The organism is Streptomyces sp. NPDC051677 (assembly GCF_044453465.1).
GTDB lineage: Bacteria > Actinomycetota > Actinomycetes > Streptomycetales > Streptomycetaceae > Streptomyces.
Map to the genome: position 1 here is coordinate 193,017 of NZ_JBITCT010000008.1, position 18,945 is coordinate 211,961.

Here is an 18,945-nt window from a genome sequence, read left to right on the forward strand (position 1 = left end):
AGCCCTCCCCTACCGTGACTACCCGCTCCCGCGCCCGTTCCTCCCGCGCGCCCCCGCACATGCACCCATGCGCCCCGGACGCGGAATCGATGCTCCTCCCCCGCGCAAACGGGCGGGCGTAACCCCTGATGACCACTAGAGTTGTGCTCATCGTGGAAGAGACCATCGCGGGCGCCGAAGCCACTCAAATCCCGAAGCAGCGCGGGGAATCGCTGCTCGAGACCGCTGTTCGCTATGCCGAGGAACGTCATTGGGACGTCTTCCCCGGCACCTGGCTGGAACCCGTCGACGGAGTGCAGCGCTGCTCCTGCGGCGAAGCGGCGTGCGACGCGCCGGGTGCGCACCCTGCGCGCCCCGACTGGGAGACGCAGGCCACCGGCAGTGCGACGGTCGCGCGCCGGATGTGGCAGAAGCAGCCGACCGCCTCGATCCTACTGCCGACGGGGCGTACGTTCGATGCGATCTCCGTTCCGGAGACGGCCGGGTTCCTCGCGTTGGCGCGCATGGAGCGGATGGAGTTGACGCTCGGTCCTGTCGCGTTGACGCCGGATCGGCGGATGCAGTTCTTCGTGCTGCCGGGGGCGTCGGCGAAGGTGCCGGACCTGGTGCGCAAGCTGGGCTGGTCGCTGGGGGCGCTGGATCTGGTGACGTTGGGCGAGGGGACGTTCGTCGCCGCGCCGCCCACGCGGTTCGGATCGCGGGGGGCTGTGCAGTGGGCCTGCCGTCCGACCGCCGCCAATCGGTGGCTGCCGGACGCGGAGGAGTTGATCTCGCCGTTGGCCTACGCGTGCGGCAGGGATCGTTAACGACAGATCGTCAATGGCGTGAACGACGTCAGCGGCAGATCGTTGACGACAGATGGTCAACAGTGCGCCGTAGGGTTCCCTGTATGACGTCCGTACGCGTGCGTGGGCTCTGGAAGCGGTTCGGTCAGCAGGTCGCTGTCGCCGGGATCGATCTCGATCTGCCCGCCGGGAAGTTCATCGGGCTGGTCGGGCCCAACGGGGCGGGAAAGACGACCACTCTGTCGATGGTGACCGGGCTGCTGCGGCCCGATCAGGGGTCCGTCGAGGTCGTCGGACACGACGTGTGGCGGGATCCCGTGGCGGTGAAGGCGCGGATCGGAGTGCTGCCGGAGGGACTACGGCTGTTCGAGCGGCTGTCGGGGCGTGAACTTCTCGGATACAGCGGGCGGTTGCGCGGGCTGCCCGGCGCCGAGGTCGACAAGCGGGCCACGCAGCTGCTCGACGTCCTCGACCTGGCCGGCGCCCAGCACAAGCTCGTCGTCGACTACTCGACCGGCATGCGGAAGAAGATCGGGCTCGCGGCCGCGCTGCTCCACAATCCCGAAGTCCTCTTTCTCGACGAGCCGTTCGAGGGCGTCGACCCGGTGTCCGCGCAGATCATCCGAGGGGTGCTGGAGCGGTACACGGCATCCGGGGCGACGGTCGTCTTCTCGTCCCATGTGATGGAGCTCGTCGAGTCGCTGTGCGACTGGGTGGCGGTGATGGCGGCGGGACGGATCCGGGCGCACGGGACGCTGGCGGAGGTGCGGGGGTCGTCCCCCTCGTTGCAGCGGGCGTTCCTCGAACTGGTCGGGGCGCACGGGCGGGACACGGGCTCCGACCTCGACTGGCTGGGCGGCGGGGCCGCCCGATGAGCGGCGTGACCGCCACCCTCGTCCGGCTGAAGCTGTCACTGCTGCGCAACGGGTTGCGGCAGTCGGGCGGGCGGCGGGCCGCCTACGTCGCCTCCGCCGTCGTCACCCTGCTGTTCGCCGCGTTGCAGCTGCTCGGGTTGATCGCGTTGCGCGGGCACGACCACGCCGTCTCGCTGGTGGTGCTCCTGGGGGCGGTGCTGGGGCTGGGGTGGGCGGTGATGCCGCTGTTCTTCCCCAGCGGCGACGAGACCCTGGACCCGACCCGGCTGGTGATGCTGCCGCTGCGGCCCCGGCCGCTGGTGCGGGCGCTGCTGGCGGCCTCGCTGGTGGGCATCGGGCCGCTGTTCACGCTGCTGATGCTGGTGGGGTCGGTGGTGGCCGTGGCGCACGGCGCGGCGGCCTGGACGGTGGCCGTCCTCGCCGTCGTGCTCGGGCTGCTGGTGTGCGTGGCGCTCGCGCGGGCCGTGGCCGCCGCCAACATCCGGCTGCTGTCCAGCCGCAAGGGCCGCGATCTGGCCGTGCTGAGCGGGCTGGTGATCGCGGTCGGCGCGCAGGTCGTCAACTTCGGGGCACAGCGGCTCGGGACGTCCGGGCTGGGGCAGCTCGACCCGGTGGCGGACGTGCTGCGGTGGCTGCCGCCCGCCTCCGCGGTCGGCGCGGTGGACTCGGTGAGCGAGGGGGCCTACGGGGTCGCCGTCGCGCAGATCGCCGTCAGCGCGGGGGCGTTGGCGCTGCTGGTGGGGGTGTGGGCGCGGACTCTGACGCGGCTGATGACCTCGCCCGACGGCTCCACCCTCCAGGCCGCCGAGCCGGCCGCGCGGAAACGGCGCAGCGCGGCGGGGTCGACCGGGCCGGCGGGGCCGGCGCGGCTGCTGCCCGGCGGGCGCACCGGACCCGTGATGGAACGCAGCCTGCGCTACATCTGGCGCGACCCGAAGACGAAGGCGGCCTGGGTGACCTCGCTGGCGATCGGGCTGATCGTGCCGGTCTTCAACGCGCTGCAGGGCACCGGCTCGATCTACTTCGCCTGCTTCGCCGCCGGGATGCTCGGCATCCAGATGTACAACCAGTTCGGACAGGACACGTCCGCGTTCTGGATGGTCGCGCTGACCATTTCCTCGTCCCGGGACGCCTACGAGGAGCTGCGGGCGCGGGCGCTGGCCCTGCTGGTGATCACCCTGCCGTACGCGACGCTGGTGACCGTGCTGACGACGGCGCTGCTCGGCGACTGGCCGAAGCTGCCCGAGGCGCTGGGGCTGTCCTTCGCGCTGCTCGGCGCGATGCTGGCGACGGGCGCCTGGACCTCGGCGCGCTTTCCCTACTCGATCCCGCAGGAGGGGCACAAGAACGTCGCCCCCGGCCAGGCCGGACTCGCCTGGATCGCGATCTTCGGCGGCATGGTCGCGGCGGCCCTGCTGTGCTCGCCCGTCATCGCGCTGACGATCTGGCTGAACGTCAGCGCGGGCGGCGACGCCTGGACCTGGCTGCTGCTGCCGGGAGGCGCGGTGTACGGCGTGGGCATCACCGTGCTGGGACTACGGCTGGCCGCCCCGAGGACGGCGGAACGGCTGCCGGAGATCCTCACGGCGGTCAGCAAGGGGTGAGGGAACGGCGACCGCAGCAGGGGCGACCGTGGGGAGGAGTCGGGGTTCTCAGGCAGTGTGTCGGTTCTCAGGCGGTGCGTCGGGGTTCTCAGGCAGTGTCGGGGGTGAGTACGGCGTCGAGGAACGGCTCGATCGCCGAGCGCCAGGCCTCCGGCTGGTCGTAGTACACGAGGTGCCCCGCGTCGGAGACCTCCGCGTACTCACCGCGGGGCAGCACCCGCACCATCTCCTGGGCCTCGGCCCGCCCGAGCTCACCGTCGAGGCCCCGCACGACCAGCGCCGGGCACTGCACCTGTGTGAGCTCCTCCCAGTGCGCGTCGTAGACCCAGGTCTCGCGGGACTTCAGCATCTGCTCGGGCTCGAAGACGGGCCGCCAGCCGTCGGGCGACTCCTGCATGACCTCGGCGTAGAACTCGCCTCGGGAGGGGTTCGGGCGCTCCACCCAGGGGTCGTCCTCGCCGAACCACTTGCGGACGTCGGCGAGGGTGGCGAAGGGGACCGGCCAGGACTTGAACCAGTCACCCCATTCGCGTTGTGAGGCCGCGCCGAGCGCGGAGGCCCGCATGTCGCAGACGACCAGGCCGCGCACCAGGTCGGGACGCTTGGCGGCGAGCTGCCAGGCCGTCAGTGCGCCCATGGCGTGGCCGATGAGGACGGCCGGGGCGAGGCCGAGCTGCTCCAGGGCGGCCTCCGCGTCCTCGACGTAGGCCTCGCGGGTGAAGGCGGCCTCCGGCGGCTTCTCGCTCTGGCCGTGGCCGCGCTGGTCGAGGGCGACCGCGCGGTGCCGCTCGGAGAGCCAGCGGGCGGTGGACGCCCAGTGCGAGGCCCGGCCCATCAGACCGTGCAGTAACAGGACGCCCGAGGACACCCCTGCCCCGGCGCCTTCCGCTTCCGCGGCGCTCGGGGCCCCTGCGGACTGTGCCGGGATCACCTTGGGTGGGTCCCCGAACTCCCAGGCCGCCAGGCGTACGCCGCCCGCCCCGGTCACGTCGATGCGTCGCGCCACAGTTCCTGGCACCCCCCTGGCCCTCGTACCGTTGTGCTGTCGTCAGACTTCGGATCACACGCAGGCTATCGAATACCCTTTCGAGATGGGCACTCTCCGCAAGCAACACCCCTCGTTCGAGTGACCTCGTCCAAGGAATGATCGCCGCTGCCGAGGGGAGACCTTCAGCGGGAGGCGGACCGGTCGGGGAAACCGGTCCGAGGGGAACGACCTTGAGAGCTCGGGGCTCCAGGTCGAAAAAGGGGAGGACAGGCCCCGGTGCCACCCGGCACCGGGGCCCTCCGCTCGTCTGCGGCAGACCATCCCCGCCCCCCTCAGGTCATATGCCTCACGCGACAGCGTGGCACGGGAAGCGCGTGCGCGCTGCCATTCGACACAGGGAATCTGCGATTCGACGAGATCGACAGGACGCCGCAACTGCCCCATGCGCCCCAGGAGTTGAACAATCCTCAGCGCTTCGCCACGAACACGTGGGACGCCACGTCCGACTGCAGCTCGGCCGCCTCGCCGCCGCTGCCGACCAGCACACCGCCCGCCGACTCCGTCACGCTCACCACCGAGCCGGGCTGCACGCCCGCGCGGCGCAGCGTGTACATCAGCTGCGCGTCCGTCTGGATCGGCTCGCCGATACGGCGCACCACGACCGTCTTGCCCTCCAGGCCCGGGTCGAGGTCGGCCAGCGAGACCATGCCCTCGTCCAGGAACGGGTCCGCGCCGTCCTTCTCGCCCAGCTCCTCCAGACCCGGGATCGGGTTGCCGTACGGCGACTCGGTCGGGTGCCGCAGCAGCTCCAGCACCCGCCGCTCGACGGCCTCGCTCATCACGTGCTCCCAGCGACACGCCTCCGCGTGCACCTGCTCCCACTCCAGGCCGATCACGTCGACGAGGAGACACTCGGCCAGCCGGTGCTTGCGCATCACCCGCGTGGCCAGCCGACGCCCCTCGTCGGTGAGCTCCAGGTGCCGGTCGCTGGCCACGGAGACCAGGCCGTCGCGCTCCATCCGCGCGACCGTCTGGCTGACCGTCGGACCGCTCTGGTCGAGCCGTTCGGCGATCCGGGCGCGCATGGGGACCACACCTTCCTCCTCCAGCTCGAGGATGGTGCGGAGATACATCTCCGTGGTGTCGATCAGTCCGGACATTCGTAGCCCCTCGATTAGCTCTGCCGAAGGCTGGACGGCTCTCCGGCGCGTGCGCTGGCCCTGGAGTCAATTCTGCCGGATACCACTGACAAGCGTGCCGCGCCGCCGAAACGAGGCGGTTACATCGGAGTGCGCGGCAGGGTGCGCGGCGACGGAGCGAGGACGGTCGCCGCCTCCGCTCCCCGCCGGCCCCCGCCGTATTGACAGGGCACTGGTCCAGACCGCACGGTGATCCGCGACCCGGGAACCGACCCGGACACCCGACACGGCAAAGGGGCCCCTCGGATGAGCGACCGCAAGCTCGCCGCCCAGTTCTTCGACGCCGCGATCACACTGCTGCAGCGGGCCCGCGACGAGGAGGCCGAGGCCGTCGAAGCCGCCGGAACGCTCCTCGCCGACACCGTCGCCGACGGCGGCCGCCTCTTCGCCTTCGGCGCCGGCCACTCCTCCCTCGCCGCCCAGGACGTCGTCTACCGCGCGGGCGGCCTCGCCCTGATGAACCTGCTCGCGGTGCCGGGCGTCGTCGGCGTCGACGTCATGCCCGCCACCCTCGGCTCCGCCCTGGAACGCGTCGACGGCCTCGCGAGCGCCGTCCTGGACACCTCGCCCCTGCGCGCGGGCGACGCCCTCGTCATCGTCTCGCTCTCCGGCCGCAACGCCCTGCCCGTGGAGATGGCCCAGAACGCCCGCGACCTGGGCGTGAAGGTCATCGGCGTGACCTCGGTGGCGTACGCCTCGCAGACGACGTCCCGGCACACCTCCGGGACGTTCCTCAAGGACCACTGCGACATCGTCCTGGACTCGAAGATCGCCGTCGGCGACGCCGAGCTCACCCTCGACACCGTCCCCGCGCCGTTCGCCCCCGCCTCCACGGTCGTCACCGCCGCCCTCCTCCAGGCCGTCATGGCCACGGCGGCCGGCGCCCTCGCCGACCGCGGCATCGAGCCCCCGCTCCTGCGCTCCGGCAACGTCGACGGCGGCCACGACTGGAACGGACGGATCATGGAGGAGTACCGGGACCGGATCTTCTACCGCCGCTGACACCGCTGCCGTCGTCGCGGCTGAACGCAGGCACGGCACGCGCCGCACGCGCGCGTGTCAGCCGCGGTCGGCCGGATCGACCAGGTCGGCCAGGTCCAGGGCCGTCGCTATGCGGACGGCGACGTCCTCGGCGTAGTTCGCGTCGGAGCGTTCGAAGGCGGTGCGGCCGGCGCCCCGCAGGAACGTCACGACGCCCAGCGTGCGGCCGCGGCTGCGCAGCACCGCGCACAGGGCGTACACCGTGTCCTCGGGCCACTGACGCGCCCGCGCCCACTCACGGGCCTCGTCCGCCGGGACGGTGCCGACGCCCGCCCGCACGGAGCCCGCCCGCGCGACGCACTGCAGCGCCGGATGCCCGTCGCCGTAGCGGACGGGCAGGCCCGTGTGTCCGGTGAGCGCGCTGGGGCCCGGACCGCCCGACGGAGTGGCCGCGACCCGCATCAGCCGCACCGGCCCCGCTCCCTCCACGTCGACCGACGCACCGCCCATCACCCGGTCGACCAGGGCGTGGTCGGCGAAGCCGGCGAGCGCGAAGTCGAGGTGGACGGTGGCGGCCTCGGCCGGGTCCTCGCACTCGGCTGCCGCACGGGCCGCCCGGTGCAGCTGGTTGGCGCGGAACCGCAGCATGGCGGCCTCCTGCTCGCCCTGTTTGGCCTCCGTGACGTCCTGGAACAGCCAGCCGACGCCGAGCGGCACCGGCTCCTCGGCGAGCGGCGACGCCAGCCGCAGGAAGCCGCTGCGCCAGCAGCGCCGCTTCTCGCCGTCCGGGGTCCGCACCCCGACCCACAGCTCGGCGGGCGCGGGCGGAGCGCCCTCGGCCAGGACGTGCGTCAGCGCGTTCTCCAGCTCCTCGGCGCCCCGGGTGAGCAGCTCCCCCAGCGGGCGGCCCAGGACGGCCGTACGGCCTGTGCCGAGTGCGCGGGCGGCGTGCGCGTTGACGACGGCGGGGCGCAGGTCGGCGTCGACCAGGACCACCCCCCAGGAGGCGTCGTCGAAGAGGGCCTCGCTGAGCGCGATGGAACGCTCCAGGTCGATCTGCGCATGCACCTCGCTGAAGGCGCAGTACAGCCCGGCGGGCTTGCCGTCCGGCCCGTGCACCGCGGCGGACTGCGTCCGCACGAGCACCCGGCCGCCGTCCTTCGTCAACAGAGCGAACTCGTGCACCTGACGGCCCGGCGCGTGCATGGCGGCCATCAGCCGCCCCTCGATGTCCTCGGCGTCCGCCTCGCGCACGGCCCAGCCGGCGAAGCCGTGCCGCCCCACGGCCTCGGCCGCGCTCCATCCGAGGATGCGCTCGGCCTCGCGGTTCCAGTGGGTGACCACTCCGTCGGCGTCGAAGGCGCACAGGGCCGCGTCCATGCCGTCGAGCAGCGCGGCGAGCAGGTCGGCGCCGTCCGGGCCGACCGGTCCGGCCTCGGTGTGCGCGCCCTCCGGGGTCTCCGGGCCGTCCTCGCCCGACCGCTCGGGCTGCTCGGGCTCGTCCGGCCCCAGCTCGTCGGTGGTCCCACTACGCCGGGAAGCACTCACCTGGACCCCCTGCAGGTTCGCTCACTTGCCCTCATTCAACTCGAACGTGACGCAGCCCACATATGATTCCCGCAAGATTGCCGAGGAATCGTTGCACCGGGCTCTAGTCAGGGTGGGGCATGAGCCGCAGGTCGACCCATTCCGCCGTCTCGCCGTCGAGCACATACCGCTCGACCTCGACGAACCCACGCGCCCGCGCGAACCGCAGCCCGCCCTCGTTGACGGCCAGCACGCACGTCTCGACCACCCGGGCGCCCAGCACGCGCGCGTGGGCGAGCGCGTGCTCGTACAGGGCAGCCCCGTACCCGCGGCCCCGGTATGCGGGCAGCACGCGCGCGATGACGGTCGCCACCGCCTCCTCGCCGTCGGGCGGCCGCACGGTCGAGCACCCGACGAGAACGTCACCGACGTAGGCGTTCTCCAGCCGATACCGCCCCGCGCGCTCACGCACCTCGTCCAGGGACATCGCAGCCGGCGGCACGATCGTGTTGTGGACGTGCCGCCACCCCTCCAGCGCGGCCTCTCCGACGACGGCCTCGACATGCAGACGAAGATCACTCACGCGAGCAGGGAACCGCTTCCCGGTCCGCCGGGTCAACCTCCCGGAAAAAAACACTTGAGCGAGCGCAGAGGGCTTCTTAGGGTGTGGCGTACCGAATGAAGGGAGGTGGTCCGAAGCATGTATGCACACCGGACGTCGGAGGTGGCTGCGGGCTAGTGGCCCGTCGCCCACTGAGTGCGGTGCCGGACCAGCGTGTGTGAGTCGCACGCAACCGGCCAATTCAACGCAGTCACCCGACCCGCGAGTCGCCGGTACGTCCGGCCGGCCCTCCTCTGGGAGGACCCGACTCGCGGGTCGTCTGCTTTTCCGGACCTCGGTCTTTTCCGGACCTCCGTCTTTTCCTGACCTCCGTCCGCAAGGTTTGCGGGGCGTGAGACGGGACACGTGCGAATTTTTTGGCAAGCAGTACTCTGGGCGCATGCTTTCGCTTGTTCGACGCCGCCATGTGGACTATGTCCGCGTCACGAGCATGGGCTGTCGACGCTCCATCTGAGCCCGTCCAGCCCCTTCGCGGTTCACCGCCGCCCGCGTTTTCGCACTTTCCTTTCTCTGACCGCCTGGCACCCGTGCGCCGCCCCACCCACGGCGGCGGCGGGCCCCGTACACCCACGGACGCATCATGACGAACGTGACACCCCTCGCGACGAACCCGTCGTATCGGCAACCGTCGTATCAGCACCCGTCGTATCAGCAACTGCCGATCATCGATCTCTCCGCCGCCGACCGCGGGCCCCAGGCGCGGGCGCTGCTGCATGCGCAGTTGCACAGTGCCGCGCATGACGTGGGGTTCTTCCAGTTGGTCGGGCACGGGGTGAGCCCTCAGGAGACGGATGAGCTGCTCTCCGCCATGCGTCGGTTCTTCGCGTTGCCCGAGGAGCAGCGGCTTGCGATCGACAACGTGAACTCGCCGCACTTCCGTGGGTACACGCGGACCGGTGACGAGCGGACCGGCGGTCGGCAGGACTGGCGGGACCAGCTCGACATCGGGGCGGAGCGGCCCGCGCGGATACCGGGTCCGGGTGAGCCGGCGTACTGGTGGCTTCAGGGGCCCAATCAGTGGCCCGACGGGTTGCCCGAGCTGCGGAGCGCCGCGCTCGCCTGGGTCGAGCGGCTCAGCGGTGTCGCCGAGCGGCTGCTGCACGAGCTGCTCGCCGCGATCGGGGCGCCGGTCGATTTCTACGACGCGGTGTTCGGGGAGCGGGCGCATCCGCATCTGAAGCTCGTGCGGTATCCGGGGAGTGCGGGGGACGGGGGCGGTCAGGGGGTGGGGGCTCACAAGGACTACGGGTTCCTGACGCTGCTGCTTCAGGACCGGGTGGGCGGGCTTCAGGTGCAGCGGGAGGACGGGCTGTTCCATGATGTGCCGCCGCTGGAGGGGGCTTTCGTGGTGAATCTCGGGGAGCTGCTGGAGGTGGCGACCAACGGGTATCTGCTCGCCACCAACCATCGGGTCGTGTCGCCCCCGAGTGCGGTGGAGCGGTTCTCGGTGCCGTTCTTCTACAACCCGCGGCTGGACGCCCGGGTCGAGCCGCTGCCCTTCCCGCATGCCTCCGCCGCGCCCGGCGTGACCGACGATCCGGCCAACCCGCTGTTCGCGGAGTACGGCTTCAACGAGCTGAAGGGCAAGTTGCGGGCGCATCCGCTGGTGGCCGAGCGGCATCACGCGGAGCTGCTCAGCCCCGCGTGATCACCGGCCTCGTGAGCACCGGCACGGCCCGTAGCGCGGCCGGTGGTACGGCTCAGCTCGCGATGTCGCCGTAGCCCTCGATCTCCTGGGGATTGCGGGTGCCGGGGCCGATGTAGCGGGCCGACGGGCGGACCAGGCGGCCGGTGCGCTTCTGTTCCAGGATGTGCGCGGACCAGCCGGCGGTGCGGGCGCAGGTGAACATCGAGGTGAACATGTGTGCCGGGACTTCGGCGAAGTCCAGGACGATGGCCGCCCAGAACTCGACGTTCGTCGCCAGGACGCGGTCCGGGCGGCGGGCGTGGAGTTCGGCCAGGGCGGCCTTCTCGAGGGCTTCGGCGATCTCGAAGCGGGGTGCGCCCAGTTCGCGGGCGGTGCGGCGCAGCACGCGCGCGCGTGGGTCCTCGGCGCGGTAGACGCGGTGGCCGAAGCCCATGAGGCGCTCGCCCTTGTCGAGGGCCTGCTTGACGTAGGCGTCGGCGTCGCCGGTGCGTTCGATCTCCTCGATCATGCCGAGGACGCGGGAGGGGGCGCCGCCGTGCAGGGGGCCCGACATGGCTCCTACGGCGCCGGAGAGGGCTGCGGCGACGTCGGCGCCGGTGGAGGCGATGACGCGTGCGGTGAAGGTGGAGGCGTTCATGCCGTGTTCGGCGGCCGATGTCCAGTAGGCGTCGACGGCCGCCACGTGCTTGGGGTCCGGCTCGCCGCGCCAGCGGATCATGAACCGTTCGACGACGGACTGGGCCTTGTCGATCTCCCGCTGCGGGACCATCGGCCGGCCTTGGCCGCGGGCGGACTGGGCGACGTAGGAGAGGGCCATGACGGCGGCGCGGGCGAGGTCCTCGCGGGCCTGCTCGGCGTCGATGTCGAGGAGGGGTTTGAGGCCCCAGACGGGTGCGAGCATGGCGAGCGCGGACTGGACGTCGACGCGGATGTCGCCGGAGTGGACGGGGATCGGGAAGGGTTCGGCGGGCGGCAGGCCGGGGTTGAAGGCGCCGTCGACGAGCAGCCCCCAGACGTTGCCGAAGGAGACATGGCCGACCAGGTCCTCGATGTCGACGCCCCGGTATCGCAGGGCGCCGCCCTCCTTGTCCGGTTCGGCGATCTCCGTCTCGAACGCGACGACTCCTTCGAGTCCGGGTACGAAGTCGGACATCAGGCGGCTCCTCGTGATGTGTGCGACGGACGGCTCCGGTGGATCCGCGGTCCCGGGGGACTCGCGGTCGTGGGCGGTCACCCCAGTGATGCCCCGTGCGGCGGGAGGTCACCCCACTGGGATGGCATCTGCACCATATCCCCGAGTGCCACCTTTGGGGAGTGGTTGCGGCACTCAGTGCCACCTTCGATGGTGTGGGGTGCGGTGGTGGGGCATGCGGCAGGATGACCTTGTGACCGACGCAGACGCCGTCTCTCCCGGCCCCGTTCCCGACCCCGCCGCGATGCGCAAGCAGTACCGGGCCGAGGGGTTCACCGAGGCCGAGCTGGCCGCCACGCCGGTGCAGCAGTTCGCCCGCTGGTTCAAGGACGCGGCCGTCGAGGCCCAGCTCTTCGAGCCGAACGCCATGGTCGTCTCCACGGCGGACGCCGAGGGGCGGCCCAGCTCCCGGACGGTGCTGCTGAAGCAGTTCGACGAGCAGGGCTTCGTCTTCTACACCAACTACGACTCCCGCAAGGCCCTCGACCTCGCCGAGAATCCGTACGTCTCGCTGCTCTTTCCGTGGCATCCGATGGCCCGGCAGGTCGTGGTGCGGGGCGTGGCTCGGCGTACCGGGCGGGACGAGACCGCCGCGTACTTCCGCACCCGGCCGCATGGCTCGCAGCTCGGCGCGTGGGCCAGCGCCCAGTCGTCGGTGATCGCCACCCGGGCCGACCTCGACGCGTCGTACGCCGAGCTGGCGGCCCGCTATCCGGAGGGCGAGCAGGTGCCGGTGCCGCCGCACTGGGGTGGTTTCCGGGTGGCGCCGGAGTCGGTGGAGTTCTGGCAGGGCCGGTTGAACCGGTTGCACGACCGGTTGCGGTATGTGGCGGAGGCGGACGGGAGCTGGCGGGTGGAGCGGCTCAGTCCGTGAGGCGGTGGGCCCCTCGGGGCGTCAGACCTTGCCCGGCAGGAACGCCGTACGGCGCCCGCCCAGCAGCTCGCCCATGCGGGCGCGGAAGTCCTCGCTGAGCGTGGGCCAGTTCCAGAACTGGAAGCCGAGGTGGACGAAGGCCAGGTGGTCGTCGGTCCAGTCCCACTCGGGCAGCGGGGCGGACTCGGCGCAGGAGGCGCACTCGGCGTCGGCCGTGCCCGTCTCGTACCAGACGTCCATCACGGTGAACACGTGCGACGACCAGACCGGGTCGTCGGGATCGGCGGCCGTCCCGCAGCGCGGGCAGATCGCCGTCGCCCCCTTGCCGGTGTTGAAGGTGCTGTAGAAGACGTGCCGCTCGGTGTGGACGGCGACGCCCTCCGGAGCGCCCCAGCGGGCGTGGGTGACCGCCTTGTGCCAGTTGGGGCCGGGTGGGTGGGCCGAATCGGCCCCCAGGGCCCAGCCGGGCTCCGCGTCGGCGAGCACGATGCCCTCGGCCACGAGCCACTCCACCACGGGCCGGGCGAGGCTCGGTGCGTCCTGTGGACCCGCGTAACGGTCGACGATCGTCTGGTAGGTGTCCCCCATGCCCGAACCGTAAGCCCTGCCACTGACAGGCAACCGGAGCATCAACGGGCCCGGCACGGCTGACCTGGGCGATCAGCCCAGCGTCTGCTCCAGCAGCCCCGACCACTGCGTCACCACCCGGTCGCGGCGTGCCGCGTCGTCGGTGAGGAGGTTGGCGAGGCCGAGGCCGCGGGCCATGTCCAGCAGGCCCTGGACGGTCTCGCGGACGCCGGGCACGCTCTCGTCGGCGCCGAGCAGTTCCACGGCTATGCGGTGGGTCTCGCGGCCGACGCGGGCTTCCAGTTCGGTCACGCGCGGGCGTAGGGGTTCCTCGTTGGAGGCGGCCACCCACAGGTGCAGGGCGGCGCGGAAGAGGGGGCCGGTGTAGAGGTCGACGAGGGCGGTGACGACCGCGCGGCGATCGCCGGCGGCGCCCTGGGGGAACAGTGCGCGCAACGCGCCGGAGCGTTCCTCGGCGACGTACTCGACGGCTGCGGTGAACAGGTCCTCGCGGGTGGGGAAGTGGTGTTGGGCGGCGCCCCGGGAGACGCCCGCGCGTTCGGCGACGACCAGGACGGTGGAGCCTGCCCAGCCGTGTTCGGCGAGGCAGGCGACGGCGGCCTCCAGGAGCCGCTGCCGGGTGGCCCGGCTGCGGTCCTGTTTGGGGGCGCGGTCGCCCGGGCCACGGTCGCCGGGGAGACGTGCGGCCGTGGTCACAGCACCCATGGGGGATCCCGTCGTTCGAGGAAGGCCGCCATTCCCTCGCGGGCGTCGCGGTCGGCGAACAACGAGGCCGAGAGCCAGGTCATCGAGCCCACGTCCTCGACGAACGCCTCCAGCACCTTAGCCGTGAGCAGCTTCTTCGTCCTGGCCAGGGCTTTGGGCGAGGCCCGCCGCAGGCCGTCGAGGACGGGTGCGAGGGCCTCGTCCAGGTCGGTGTCGCCGGCGGACTGGGTGACGAGGCCGATGCGGGCCGCTTCGGCGGCGCCGAAGGTCTCTCCGGTGAGGCAGTAGCGGGTGAGGGCGCGCGGGTCGACGCGGGGCAGCAGGGGCAGCGAGATGACGGCGGGCGCGACTCCGATGCGCACCTCGGTGAACGCGAAGGTCGACGTCTCGGAGGCGATCGCGATGTCGCAGGCGCCGAGCAGCCCCAGGCCGCCCGCCCTGACGTGCCCGGCGACCCGGGCCACGACGGGCTTGCGCAGCTCGAGGATCTGCTGGAGCAGCCGGGGCACCGCCTTGGGGCGCGGCGGGTCCTTGAGGTCGGCGCCGGCGCTGAAGGTGTTGCCGGTGTGGGTGAGGACGACGGCGCGTACGTCGTCGTCCTTGTGGCAGTTGGCGAGCGCGTCGGTCAGTTCGCTGACGAGGGCGTGGGAGAGGGCGTTGCGGGTGCCGGGTGAGTCGAGGCTGAGGGTCTCGATGCCCCGTTCGCGGGTGCGGCCGACGAGGGGCGCCGTCATGGGTGTCGTCATGCGCGTTCCCTCAGTTGCCGGCGGAGTATCTTCCCGGAGACGGCGCGCGGCACGGTGTCGATGAAGGTGACCTCGCGGACGCGCTTGTAGGGGGCGACGCGTTCGGCGACGTACATGGCGATCTCTCCTTCGGAGAGGTCGGGGGACGTCGGCTGGCGGACCACGTAGGCGTGCGGGACTTCGTTGCCGTCGTCGTTGTAGGCGCCGATGACGGCGGCGTCCGCTATGCCGGGGTGGGTGAGCAGGAGCGCTTCGAGTTCGGCGGGGGCCACCTGGAAGCCCTTGTACTTGATGAGTTCCTTGACGCGGTCGACGACGAACAGCCAGCCGTCGGCGTCGACGTGCCCGACGTCGCCGGTGTGCAGCCAGCCGTCGGCGTCGATCATGGCGGCGGTGGCGTCGGGGCGGCCCAGGTAGCCCTTCATGATCTGGGGTCCCCGGATGAGGATCTCGCCGGGTTCGCCGATGCCGAGGTCCTTGCCGGGGTCGTCGAGGGAGACGATGCGCATCTCGGTGCCGGCGATGAGTCTGCCGACGGTGCCGGCGGGGGCTTCGCGCATGGCGTCGAGCGGGACGACGTGGGTGCCGGGGGACAGTTCCGTCATGCCGTAGGCCTGGCCGAGGGGCGGCAGGTTGAGGCGTTCGGCGCAGGCCGCGGCGAGTTCGGCGTCCAGGGGTGCGGCGGAGCAGATGACGTACCGCAGCGACGACAGGTCGTACTGGGCGACCGCGGGGTGTTTGGCGAGGGCGAGGACGATCGGCGGGGCCACGTAGAGGGCGGTGATGCGGTGGTTCTGGATGGCCGCGAGGAACGTCTCCAGGTCGAAGCGGGGCAGCACGACGACGGTGGCGCCCTGGCGCAGGGGTGCGTTCATCAGGGCGGTGAGGCCGTAGATGTGGAAGAAGGGCAGCACGGCGAGGACGCGTTCGCCGGGGCCCGCGGAGATCGCTGCCCGCAGTTGGTCGAGGTTGGTGGCGATCTGCCGGTGGGTGAGCATGACGCCCTTGGGGGTTCCGGTGGTACCGGAGGAGTAGGGCAGGGCCGCGACGTCCGCCGTCGGGTCGATGTCCACCTGGGGCTCGGGGGCCGTGGAGCCGAGCATGTCGATCAGCGAGCGGTGTCCGCTCGCGCTGTCACAGACGAAGATCTCCTCGATGCCGCCGGCGAGTTCGGCCGCGCGCCGGGCGGTCTGGAGCAGGGGTGAGACGGTGACGATCCAGCGGGCGGCCGAGTCGCCGAGCTGCTTGGCGAACTCCTCGGCGGTGGCGAGCGGGTGCACGGTGGTGACGGTGGCGCCCGCGCGCGTGGCGGCGTAGAACGCGATCGGGAAGGCGACGGTGTTGGGGCTGTGCAGGGCGAGGACGTCGCCCTTGCGGACGCCGGCCTCGGCGAGCGCGGCGGCGACCCGGCGGTGGAAGCGGTCCAGCTGGTCGTAGGTGAGGGTGGTGCCGTCCGTGCCGTCGACGAGCGCGGGCAGTTCGCCGAACTCGGCGGCGCGGCCGAGCACGGCGTCGTGGATGGGGAGTTCTACGTGCGGGACGTCTGCGTACGCGCTGCGGAACACGGTTCCTCCAAGGCGGGTCGGTGCCCAGGCGGGTCAGTACGACTTGGGCAGGCCCAGGGTCTGGTGGGAGACGTAGTTGAGAATCATCTCCCGGCTCACCGGGGCGATACGAGCCACCCGGGAGGCGGTTATCAGCCGGGCGAGGCCGAACTCGTGTGTGAGGCCGTTGCCGCCGAGGGTGTGGACGGCCTGGTCGACCGCTTTCACACAGGCCTCGCCGGCCGCGTACTTGGCCATGTTGGCGGCCTCGCCCGCGCCGATGTCGTCCCCCGCGTCGTACAGGTGGGCCGCTTTCTGCATCATCAGGCGGGCCAGTTCGAGGTCGATGTGGGCCTGTGCGAGGGGGTGTGCGATGGCCTGGTGGGCGCCGATCGGGGTCTTCCAGACGGTGCGGTCGCGCGCGTACTGGATCGCTTTGGCGAGTGCGTGGCGGCCCATGCCGATCGCGAAGGCGGCCGTCATGATGCGCTCGGGGTTGAGGCCGGCGAAGAGCTGTTGCAGACCGGCGTCCTCGTCGCCGACGAGTGCGTCGGCGGGGAGCCGTACGTCGTCCAGGGTCAGTTCGAACTGTTTCTCCGTGCCGTGCAGTTCCATGTCGATGCGGCGGCGGGTGAACCCGGGGGCGTCGCGCGGGACGATGAACAGGCAGGGCTTGAGGCTGCCCGTGCGGGCGTCTTCCGTGCGGCCGACGATCAGGGTGGCGTCGGCCATGTCCACGCCGGAGACGAAGACCTTGCGGCCGGTCAGGAGCCAGTCGCCGCTCGCGCTGTCGCGGCGGGCCGTCGTCGTGATGCGGTGGCTGTTGGAGCCGGCGTCGGGTTCGGTGATGCCGAAGGCCATGAGGCGGGAGCCGTCCGCCAGGGCGGGGAGCCACTGCTGTTTCTGGGATTGCGTGCCGAAGCGGGCGATCACGGTGCCGCAGATCGCCGGGGAGACGATCATCATGAGGAGCGGGTTGCCTGCGGCGCCCAGCTCTTCCAGGACGAGGGAGAGTTCGGCGATGCCGCCACCGCCGCCGCCGTATTCCTCCGGCAGGTTGACGCCGATGTAGCCGAGCCCCGCGGCTTCCTGCCAGAGAGTCTTGGTGTCGTGGTCGTGGCTCTTCGCGAAGGCCGACACCGCTGCTCGGAGTGCTTTGTGCTCGTCGGTCTCGATGAGGGTGGTCACTGTGGCTCCTTCGGGTGCGGGTGGGTGTCCTGCACTACTGCCAGCAGAGTGCCGAGCTCCACTTGCTGTCCTGCCGTCACCGGTAGAGCCGTCAGGGTCCCCGTCACCGGCGCCGAAATGACGTGTTGCATCTTCATCGCTTCGAGCCAGACGATCGGTTCGCCCGCCTGGACACTCGATCCGGTGATGAGACCTTCCGCGAGCTTGACGATCGTTCCCGGCATCGGCGCCAGGAGGGAGCCGGGGGCGTGCTGGATCGCCGGGGCGGGGAAGCGGGGCAGGGCCGTGAGGGCGGTGGCGTTGACGTGGACCTGCTCGCCGTAACGGGCGATCTCGAAGCGGCGTCGTACGCCGTCGATCTCCAGGACGACCAGTGTCGGGTCCGCGTGCACGACGTTGACGCCCTCGGCCGTGAGGCCCCTGCGTCCGTGCCGGTAGGCGATCTCGATCTCCTCGCCGCCCCTCGCGTACCGCTTGGTCTGCGGCTGGGACGGCAGGTTGCGCCAGCCGCCGAACCGGGATCCGGTGTGCGCTTCGGCGAGCGCGGCGGCCAGGGGGGCGTGCGGGTCGGCGGGCACGGCCGTCAGTTCGGGCAGGTGGCGGTCGTAGAAGCCGGTGTTCATGCGGGCGGACGTGAACTCCTCGTGGCGCAGGGAGCGGACGAGGAGGTCGCGGTTGGTGGCCGGGCCGTGCAGGACGGTGCGTTCGAGGGCGCCCGCGAGCTTGCGGACGGCCTCCGCGCGCGTGGGGGCATGGGCGACGATCTTGGCGAGCATGGCGTCGTAGTGGACGCCGATCGGGTCGCCGTCCTCGAAGCCCGTGTCCAGGCGGACGCCCACGGGGACGGCCAGGCGGTGCAGGGCGCCGGTCTGGGGGGTCCAGTGATGCGCCGGGTCCTCGGCGTAGAGGCGGGCCTCGACGGCGTGGCCACGCGCGCGTGGGGGCTCGGGGGCCAGCGCGGCGCCCTCCGCGACGCGGATCTGCTCCGCCACCAGGTCGAGGCCGAAGACCGCCTCGGTGACGGGGTGTTCGACCTGGAGGCGGGTGTTCATCTCCAGGAAGTGCGCCCGGCCGTCGGCGACGAGGAACTCGACCGTGCCCGCGCCTGCGTAGTCCACGGCGCGTGCGGCGCGGACGGCGAGCGCGTGCAGTTCCTCCGTGAGGTCCTGCGGCAGTCCGGGGGCCGGCGCCTCCTCGACGACCTTCTGGTGCCGGCGCTGGAGGGAGCAGTCGCGGGTGCCCAGCGCCCACACCGTGCCGTGGGCGTCGGCGAGGATCTGCACCTCGACGTGGCGGCCGTCCTCGATGTACGGCTCGACGAACACCTCGCCGTCGCCGAAGGCGCTCGCGGCCTCCGCGCGGGCGCCCTCCAGTGCGGCGCCCAGCTCCTCCAGGCGGCGCACGACGCGCATTCCGCGCCCTCCGCCGCCCGCGGCGGCCTTCACCAGCACCGGCAGGTCGGCGTCGGTCACCTCGTCCGGGGCCAGCGGTGCGAGCCCCATGAGCTGCTTGGCGCGGGTCTTGGAGGCCATCGCCTCGATCGCCTGCGGCGGCGGTCCGATCCAGACCAGACCCGCGTCCAGGACCGCGCGCGCGAAGTCGGCGTTCTCGGAGAGGAAGCCGTAGCCGGGGTGGACGGCGTCCGCGCCGGCGGCGACGGCCGCCTTCACGATGAGGTCGGCGCGCAGGTAGGTCTCCGCGGGCGCCGCTCCCGGCAGTCGTACCGCCGTGTCGGCCACGCGCGCGTGCAGCGCCCTCTCGTCGGCGTCCGAGTGCACGGCGACCGTCCGGATTCCCAACTCACCGCAGGTCCGCACGATGCGGCAGGCGATCTCACCGCGGTTGGCGACAAGTACAGTCCCGATCACGTGATCTGATC

The 18,945-nt window shown here is 71.8% G+C and carries 17 protein-coding genes; 6 read left to right on the top strand and 11 right to left on the bottom strand.

What is annotated here, in order from left to right; all coding sequences use genetic code 11:
- Nucleotides 1-143: 143 nt before the first annotated feature.
- The 3 genes from ACIBAF_RS12235 (at nucleotide 144) to ACIBAF_RS12245 (ending at nucleotide 3,264) form a co-directional block, all read left to right on the top strand.
- A complete protein-coding gene (locus ACIBAF_RS12235) occupies nucleotides 144-806 on the top strand; it encodes a bifunctional DNA primase/polymerase (RefSeq protein ID WP_399463101.1) in 663 nt (220 codons plus the stop codon).
- A gap of 83 nt (nucleotides 807-889) precedes the next feature.
- A complete protein-coding gene (locus ACIBAF_RS12240; protein WP_399463102.1) occupies nucleotides 890-1,660 on the top strand; it encodes an ABC transporter ATP-binding protein in 771 nt (256 codons plus the stop codon).
- On the top strand, nucleotides 1,657-3,264 hold the full coding sequence (locus ACIBAF_RS12245; RefSeq protein WP_399463103.1) for a transporter: 1,608 nt from the start codon (nucleotides 1,657-1,659) through the stop codon (nucleotides 3,262-3,264). The genes ACIBAF_RS12240 and ACIBAF_RS12245 overlap by 4 nt, the downstream gene beginning before the upstream one ends.
- Before the next feature lie 88 nt (nucleotides 3,265-3,352).
- Here ACIBAF_RS12245 and ACIBAF_RS12250 read toward each other — a convergent pair whose 3' ends face one another.
- Nucleotides 3,353-4,270 (bottom strand): alpha/beta fold hydrolase, encoded by a 918-nt coding sequence (locus ACIBAF_RS12250; RefSeq protein WP_399463104.1) that lies wholly within the window; start codon nucleotides 4,268-4,270, stop codon nucleotides 3,353-3,355.
- A 449-nt stretch (nucleotides 4,271-4,719) separates the two neighbouring features.
- Nucleotides 4,720-5,412 (bottom strand): metal-dependent transcriptional regulator, encoded by a 693-nt coding sequence (locus ACIBAF_RS12255; protein ID WP_399463105.1) that lies wholly within the window; start codon nucleotides 5,410-5,412, stop codon nucleotides 4,720-4,722.
- Between the two features lie 285 nt (nucleotides 5,413-5,697).
- Between ACIBAF_RS12255 and ACIBAF_RS12260 the strand changes: the two genes are divergently transcribed.
- Nucleotides 5,698-6,453 (top strand): SIS domain-containing protein, encoded by a 756-nt coding sequence (locus ACIBAF_RS12260; RefSeq protein ID WP_399463106.1) that lies wholly within the window; start codon nucleotides 5,698-5,700, stop codon nucleotides 6,451-6,453.
- 57 nt (nucleotides 6,454-6,510) lie between these two features.
- On the opposite strand, the gene ACIBAF_RS12265 is transcribed toward ACIBAF_RS12260, so the two are convergent.
- Nucleotides 6,511-7,980: a PAS domain-containing protein gene (locus ACIBAF_RS12265; RefSeq protein WP_399463107.1), complete on the bottom strand. Its 1,470-nt coding sequence runs from the start codon at nucleotides 7,978-7,980 to the stop codon at nucleotides 6,511-6,513.
- Nucleotides 7,981-8,083: 103 nt separating this feature from the next.
- The gene (locus ACIBAF_RS12270; RefSeq protein ID WP_399463108.1) at nucleotides 8,084-8,542 is read right to left on the bottom strand and encodes a GNAT family N-acetyltransferase; all 459 of its coding nucleotides are present in this window, start codon (nucleotides 8,540-8,542) and stop codon (nucleotides 8,084-8,086) included.
- A 619-nt stretch (nucleotides 8,543-9,161) separates the two neighbouring features.
- On the opposite strand from ACIBAF_RS12270, the gene ACIBAF_RS12275 reads away from it, so the two are divergent.
- On the top strand, nucleotides 9,162-10,229 hold the full coding sequence (locus ACIBAF_RS12275) for an isopenicillin N synthase family dioxygenase (RefSeq protein WP_399463109.1): 1,068 nt from the start codon (nucleotides 9,162-9,164) through the stop codon (nucleotides 10,227-10,229).
- Nucleotides 10,230-10,281: 52 nt separating this feature from the next.
- On the opposite strand, the gene ACIBAF_RS12280 is transcribed toward ACIBAF_RS12275, so the two are convergent.
- Entirely contained in the window at nucleotides 10,282-11,382 is a 1,101-nt protein-coding gene (locus ACIBAF_RS12280; protein ID WP_399463110.1) for a citrate synthase 2, read from the bottom strand.
- Nucleotides 11,383-11,596: 214 nt separating this feature from the next.
- On the opposite strand from ACIBAF_RS12280, the gene pdxH reads away from it, so the two are divergent.
- Nucleotides 11,597-12,295, top strand: coding sequence for a pyridoxamine 5'-phosphate oxidase (gene pdxH, locus ACIBAF_RS12285; protein WP_399463111.1), 699 nt, complete (start codon nucleotides 11,597-11,599; stop codon nucleotides 12,293-12,295).
- A 21-nt stretch (nucleotides 12,296-12,316) separates the two neighbouring features.
- Here pdxH and ACIBAF_RS12290 read toward each other — a convergent pair whose 3' ends face one another.
- The 6 genes from ACIBAF_RS12290 to ACIBAF_RS12315 all read right to left on the bottom strand — a co-directional run bounded on the left by ACIBAF_RS12290 (nucleotide 12,317) and on the right by ACIBAF_RS12315 (nucleotide 18,934).
- A complete protein-coding gene (locus ACIBAF_RS12290) occupies nucleotides 12,317-12,883 on the bottom strand; it encodes a hypothetical protein (protein ID WP_399463112.1) in 567 nt (188 codons plus the stop codon).
- 72 nt (nucleotides 12,884-12,955) lie between these two features.
- Nucleotides 12,956-13,588: a TetR/AcrR family transcriptional regulator gene (locus tag ACIBAF_RS12295; RefSeq protein WP_399463113.1), complete on the bottom strand. Its 633-nt coding sequence runs from the start codon at nucleotides 13,586-13,588 to the stop codon at nucleotides 12,956-12,958.
- Complete coding sequence (locus ACIBAF_RS12300) at nucleotides 13,576-14,334, bottom strand: enoyl-CoA hydratase family protein (protein WP_399463114.1); 759 nt, start codon at nucleotides 14,332-14,334, stop codon at nucleotides 13,576-13,578. Before ACIBAF_RS12300 ends, ACIBAF_RS12295 begins: the two co-directional genes overlap by 13 nt.
- Nucleotides 14,331-15,899 carry a 4-coumarate--CoA ligase family protein gene (locus tag ACIBAF_RS12305; RefSeq protein WP_399463115.1) on the bottom strand — a complete coding sequence of 523 codons (1,569 nt, stop codon included), beginning with the start codon at nucleotides 15,897-15,899 and terminating at the stop codon, nucleotides 14,331-14,333. Before ACIBAF_RS12305 ends, ACIBAF_RS12300 begins: the two co-directional genes overlap by 4 nt.
- Before the next feature lie 33 nt (nucleotides 15,900-15,932).
- Entirely contained in the window at nucleotides 15,933-17,066 is a 1,134-nt protein-coding gene (locus ACIBAF_RS12310; protein WP_399463116.1) for an acyl-CoA dehydrogenase family protein, read from the bottom strand.
- Complete coding sequence (locus tag ACIBAF_RS12315) at nucleotides 17,063-18,934, bottom strand: biotin carboxylase N-terminal domain-containing protein (RefSeq protein WP_399463117.1); 1,872 nt, start codon at nucleotides 18,932-18,934, stop codon at nucleotides 17,063-17,065. Before ACIBAF_RS12315 ends, ACIBAF_RS12310 begins: the two co-directional genes overlap by 4 nt.
- Nucleotides 18,935-18,945: the final 11 nt, after the last annotated feature.

Excerpts from the sequence above, each read along its gene's own strand:
- ACIBAF_RS12240 (WP_399463102.1), top strand. The coding sequence starts at position 890 with ATGACGTCCGTACGCGTGCGTGGGCTCTGGAAGCGGTTCGGTCAGCAG.
- ACIBAF_RS12245 (WP_399463103.1), top strand. The coding sequence starts at position 1,657 with ATGAGCGGCGTGACCGCCACCCTCGTCCGGCTGAAGCTGTCACTGCTG.
- ACIBAF_RS12255 (WP_399463105.1), bottom strand. The coding sequence starts at position 5,412 with ATGTCCGGACTGATCGACACCACGGAGATGTATCTCCGCACCATCCTC.
- ACIBAF_RS12260 (WP_399463106.1), top strand. The coding sequence starts at position 5,698 with ATGAGCGACCGCAAGCTCGCCGCCCAGTTCTTCGACGCCGCGATCACA.
- ACIBAF_RS12275 (WP_399463109.1), top strand. The coding sequence starts at position 9,162 with ATGACGAACGTGACACCCCTCGCGACGAACCCGTCGTATCGGCAACCG.
- ACIBAF_RS12280 (WP_399463110.1), bottom strand. The coding sequence starts at position 11,382 with ATGTCCGACTTCGTACCCGGACTCGAAGGAGTCGTCGCGTTCGAGACG.
- pdxH (WP_399463111.1), top strand. The coding sequence starts at position 11,597 with ATGCGGCAGGATGACCTTGTGACCGACGCAGACGCCGTCTCTCCCGGC.
- ACIBAF_RS12290 (WP_399463112.1), bottom strand. The coding sequence starts at position 12,883 with ATGGGGGACACCTACCAGACGATCGTCGACCGTTACGCGGGTCCACAG.
- ACIBAF_RS12295 (WP_399463113.1), bottom strand. The coding sequence starts at position 13,588 with ATGGGTGCTGTGACCACGGCCGCACGTCTCCCCGGCGACCGTGGCCCG.
- ACIBAF_RS12300 (WP_399463114.1), bottom strand. The coding sequence starts at position 14,334 with ATGACGACACCCATGACGGCGCCCCTCGTCGGCCGCACCCGCGAACGG.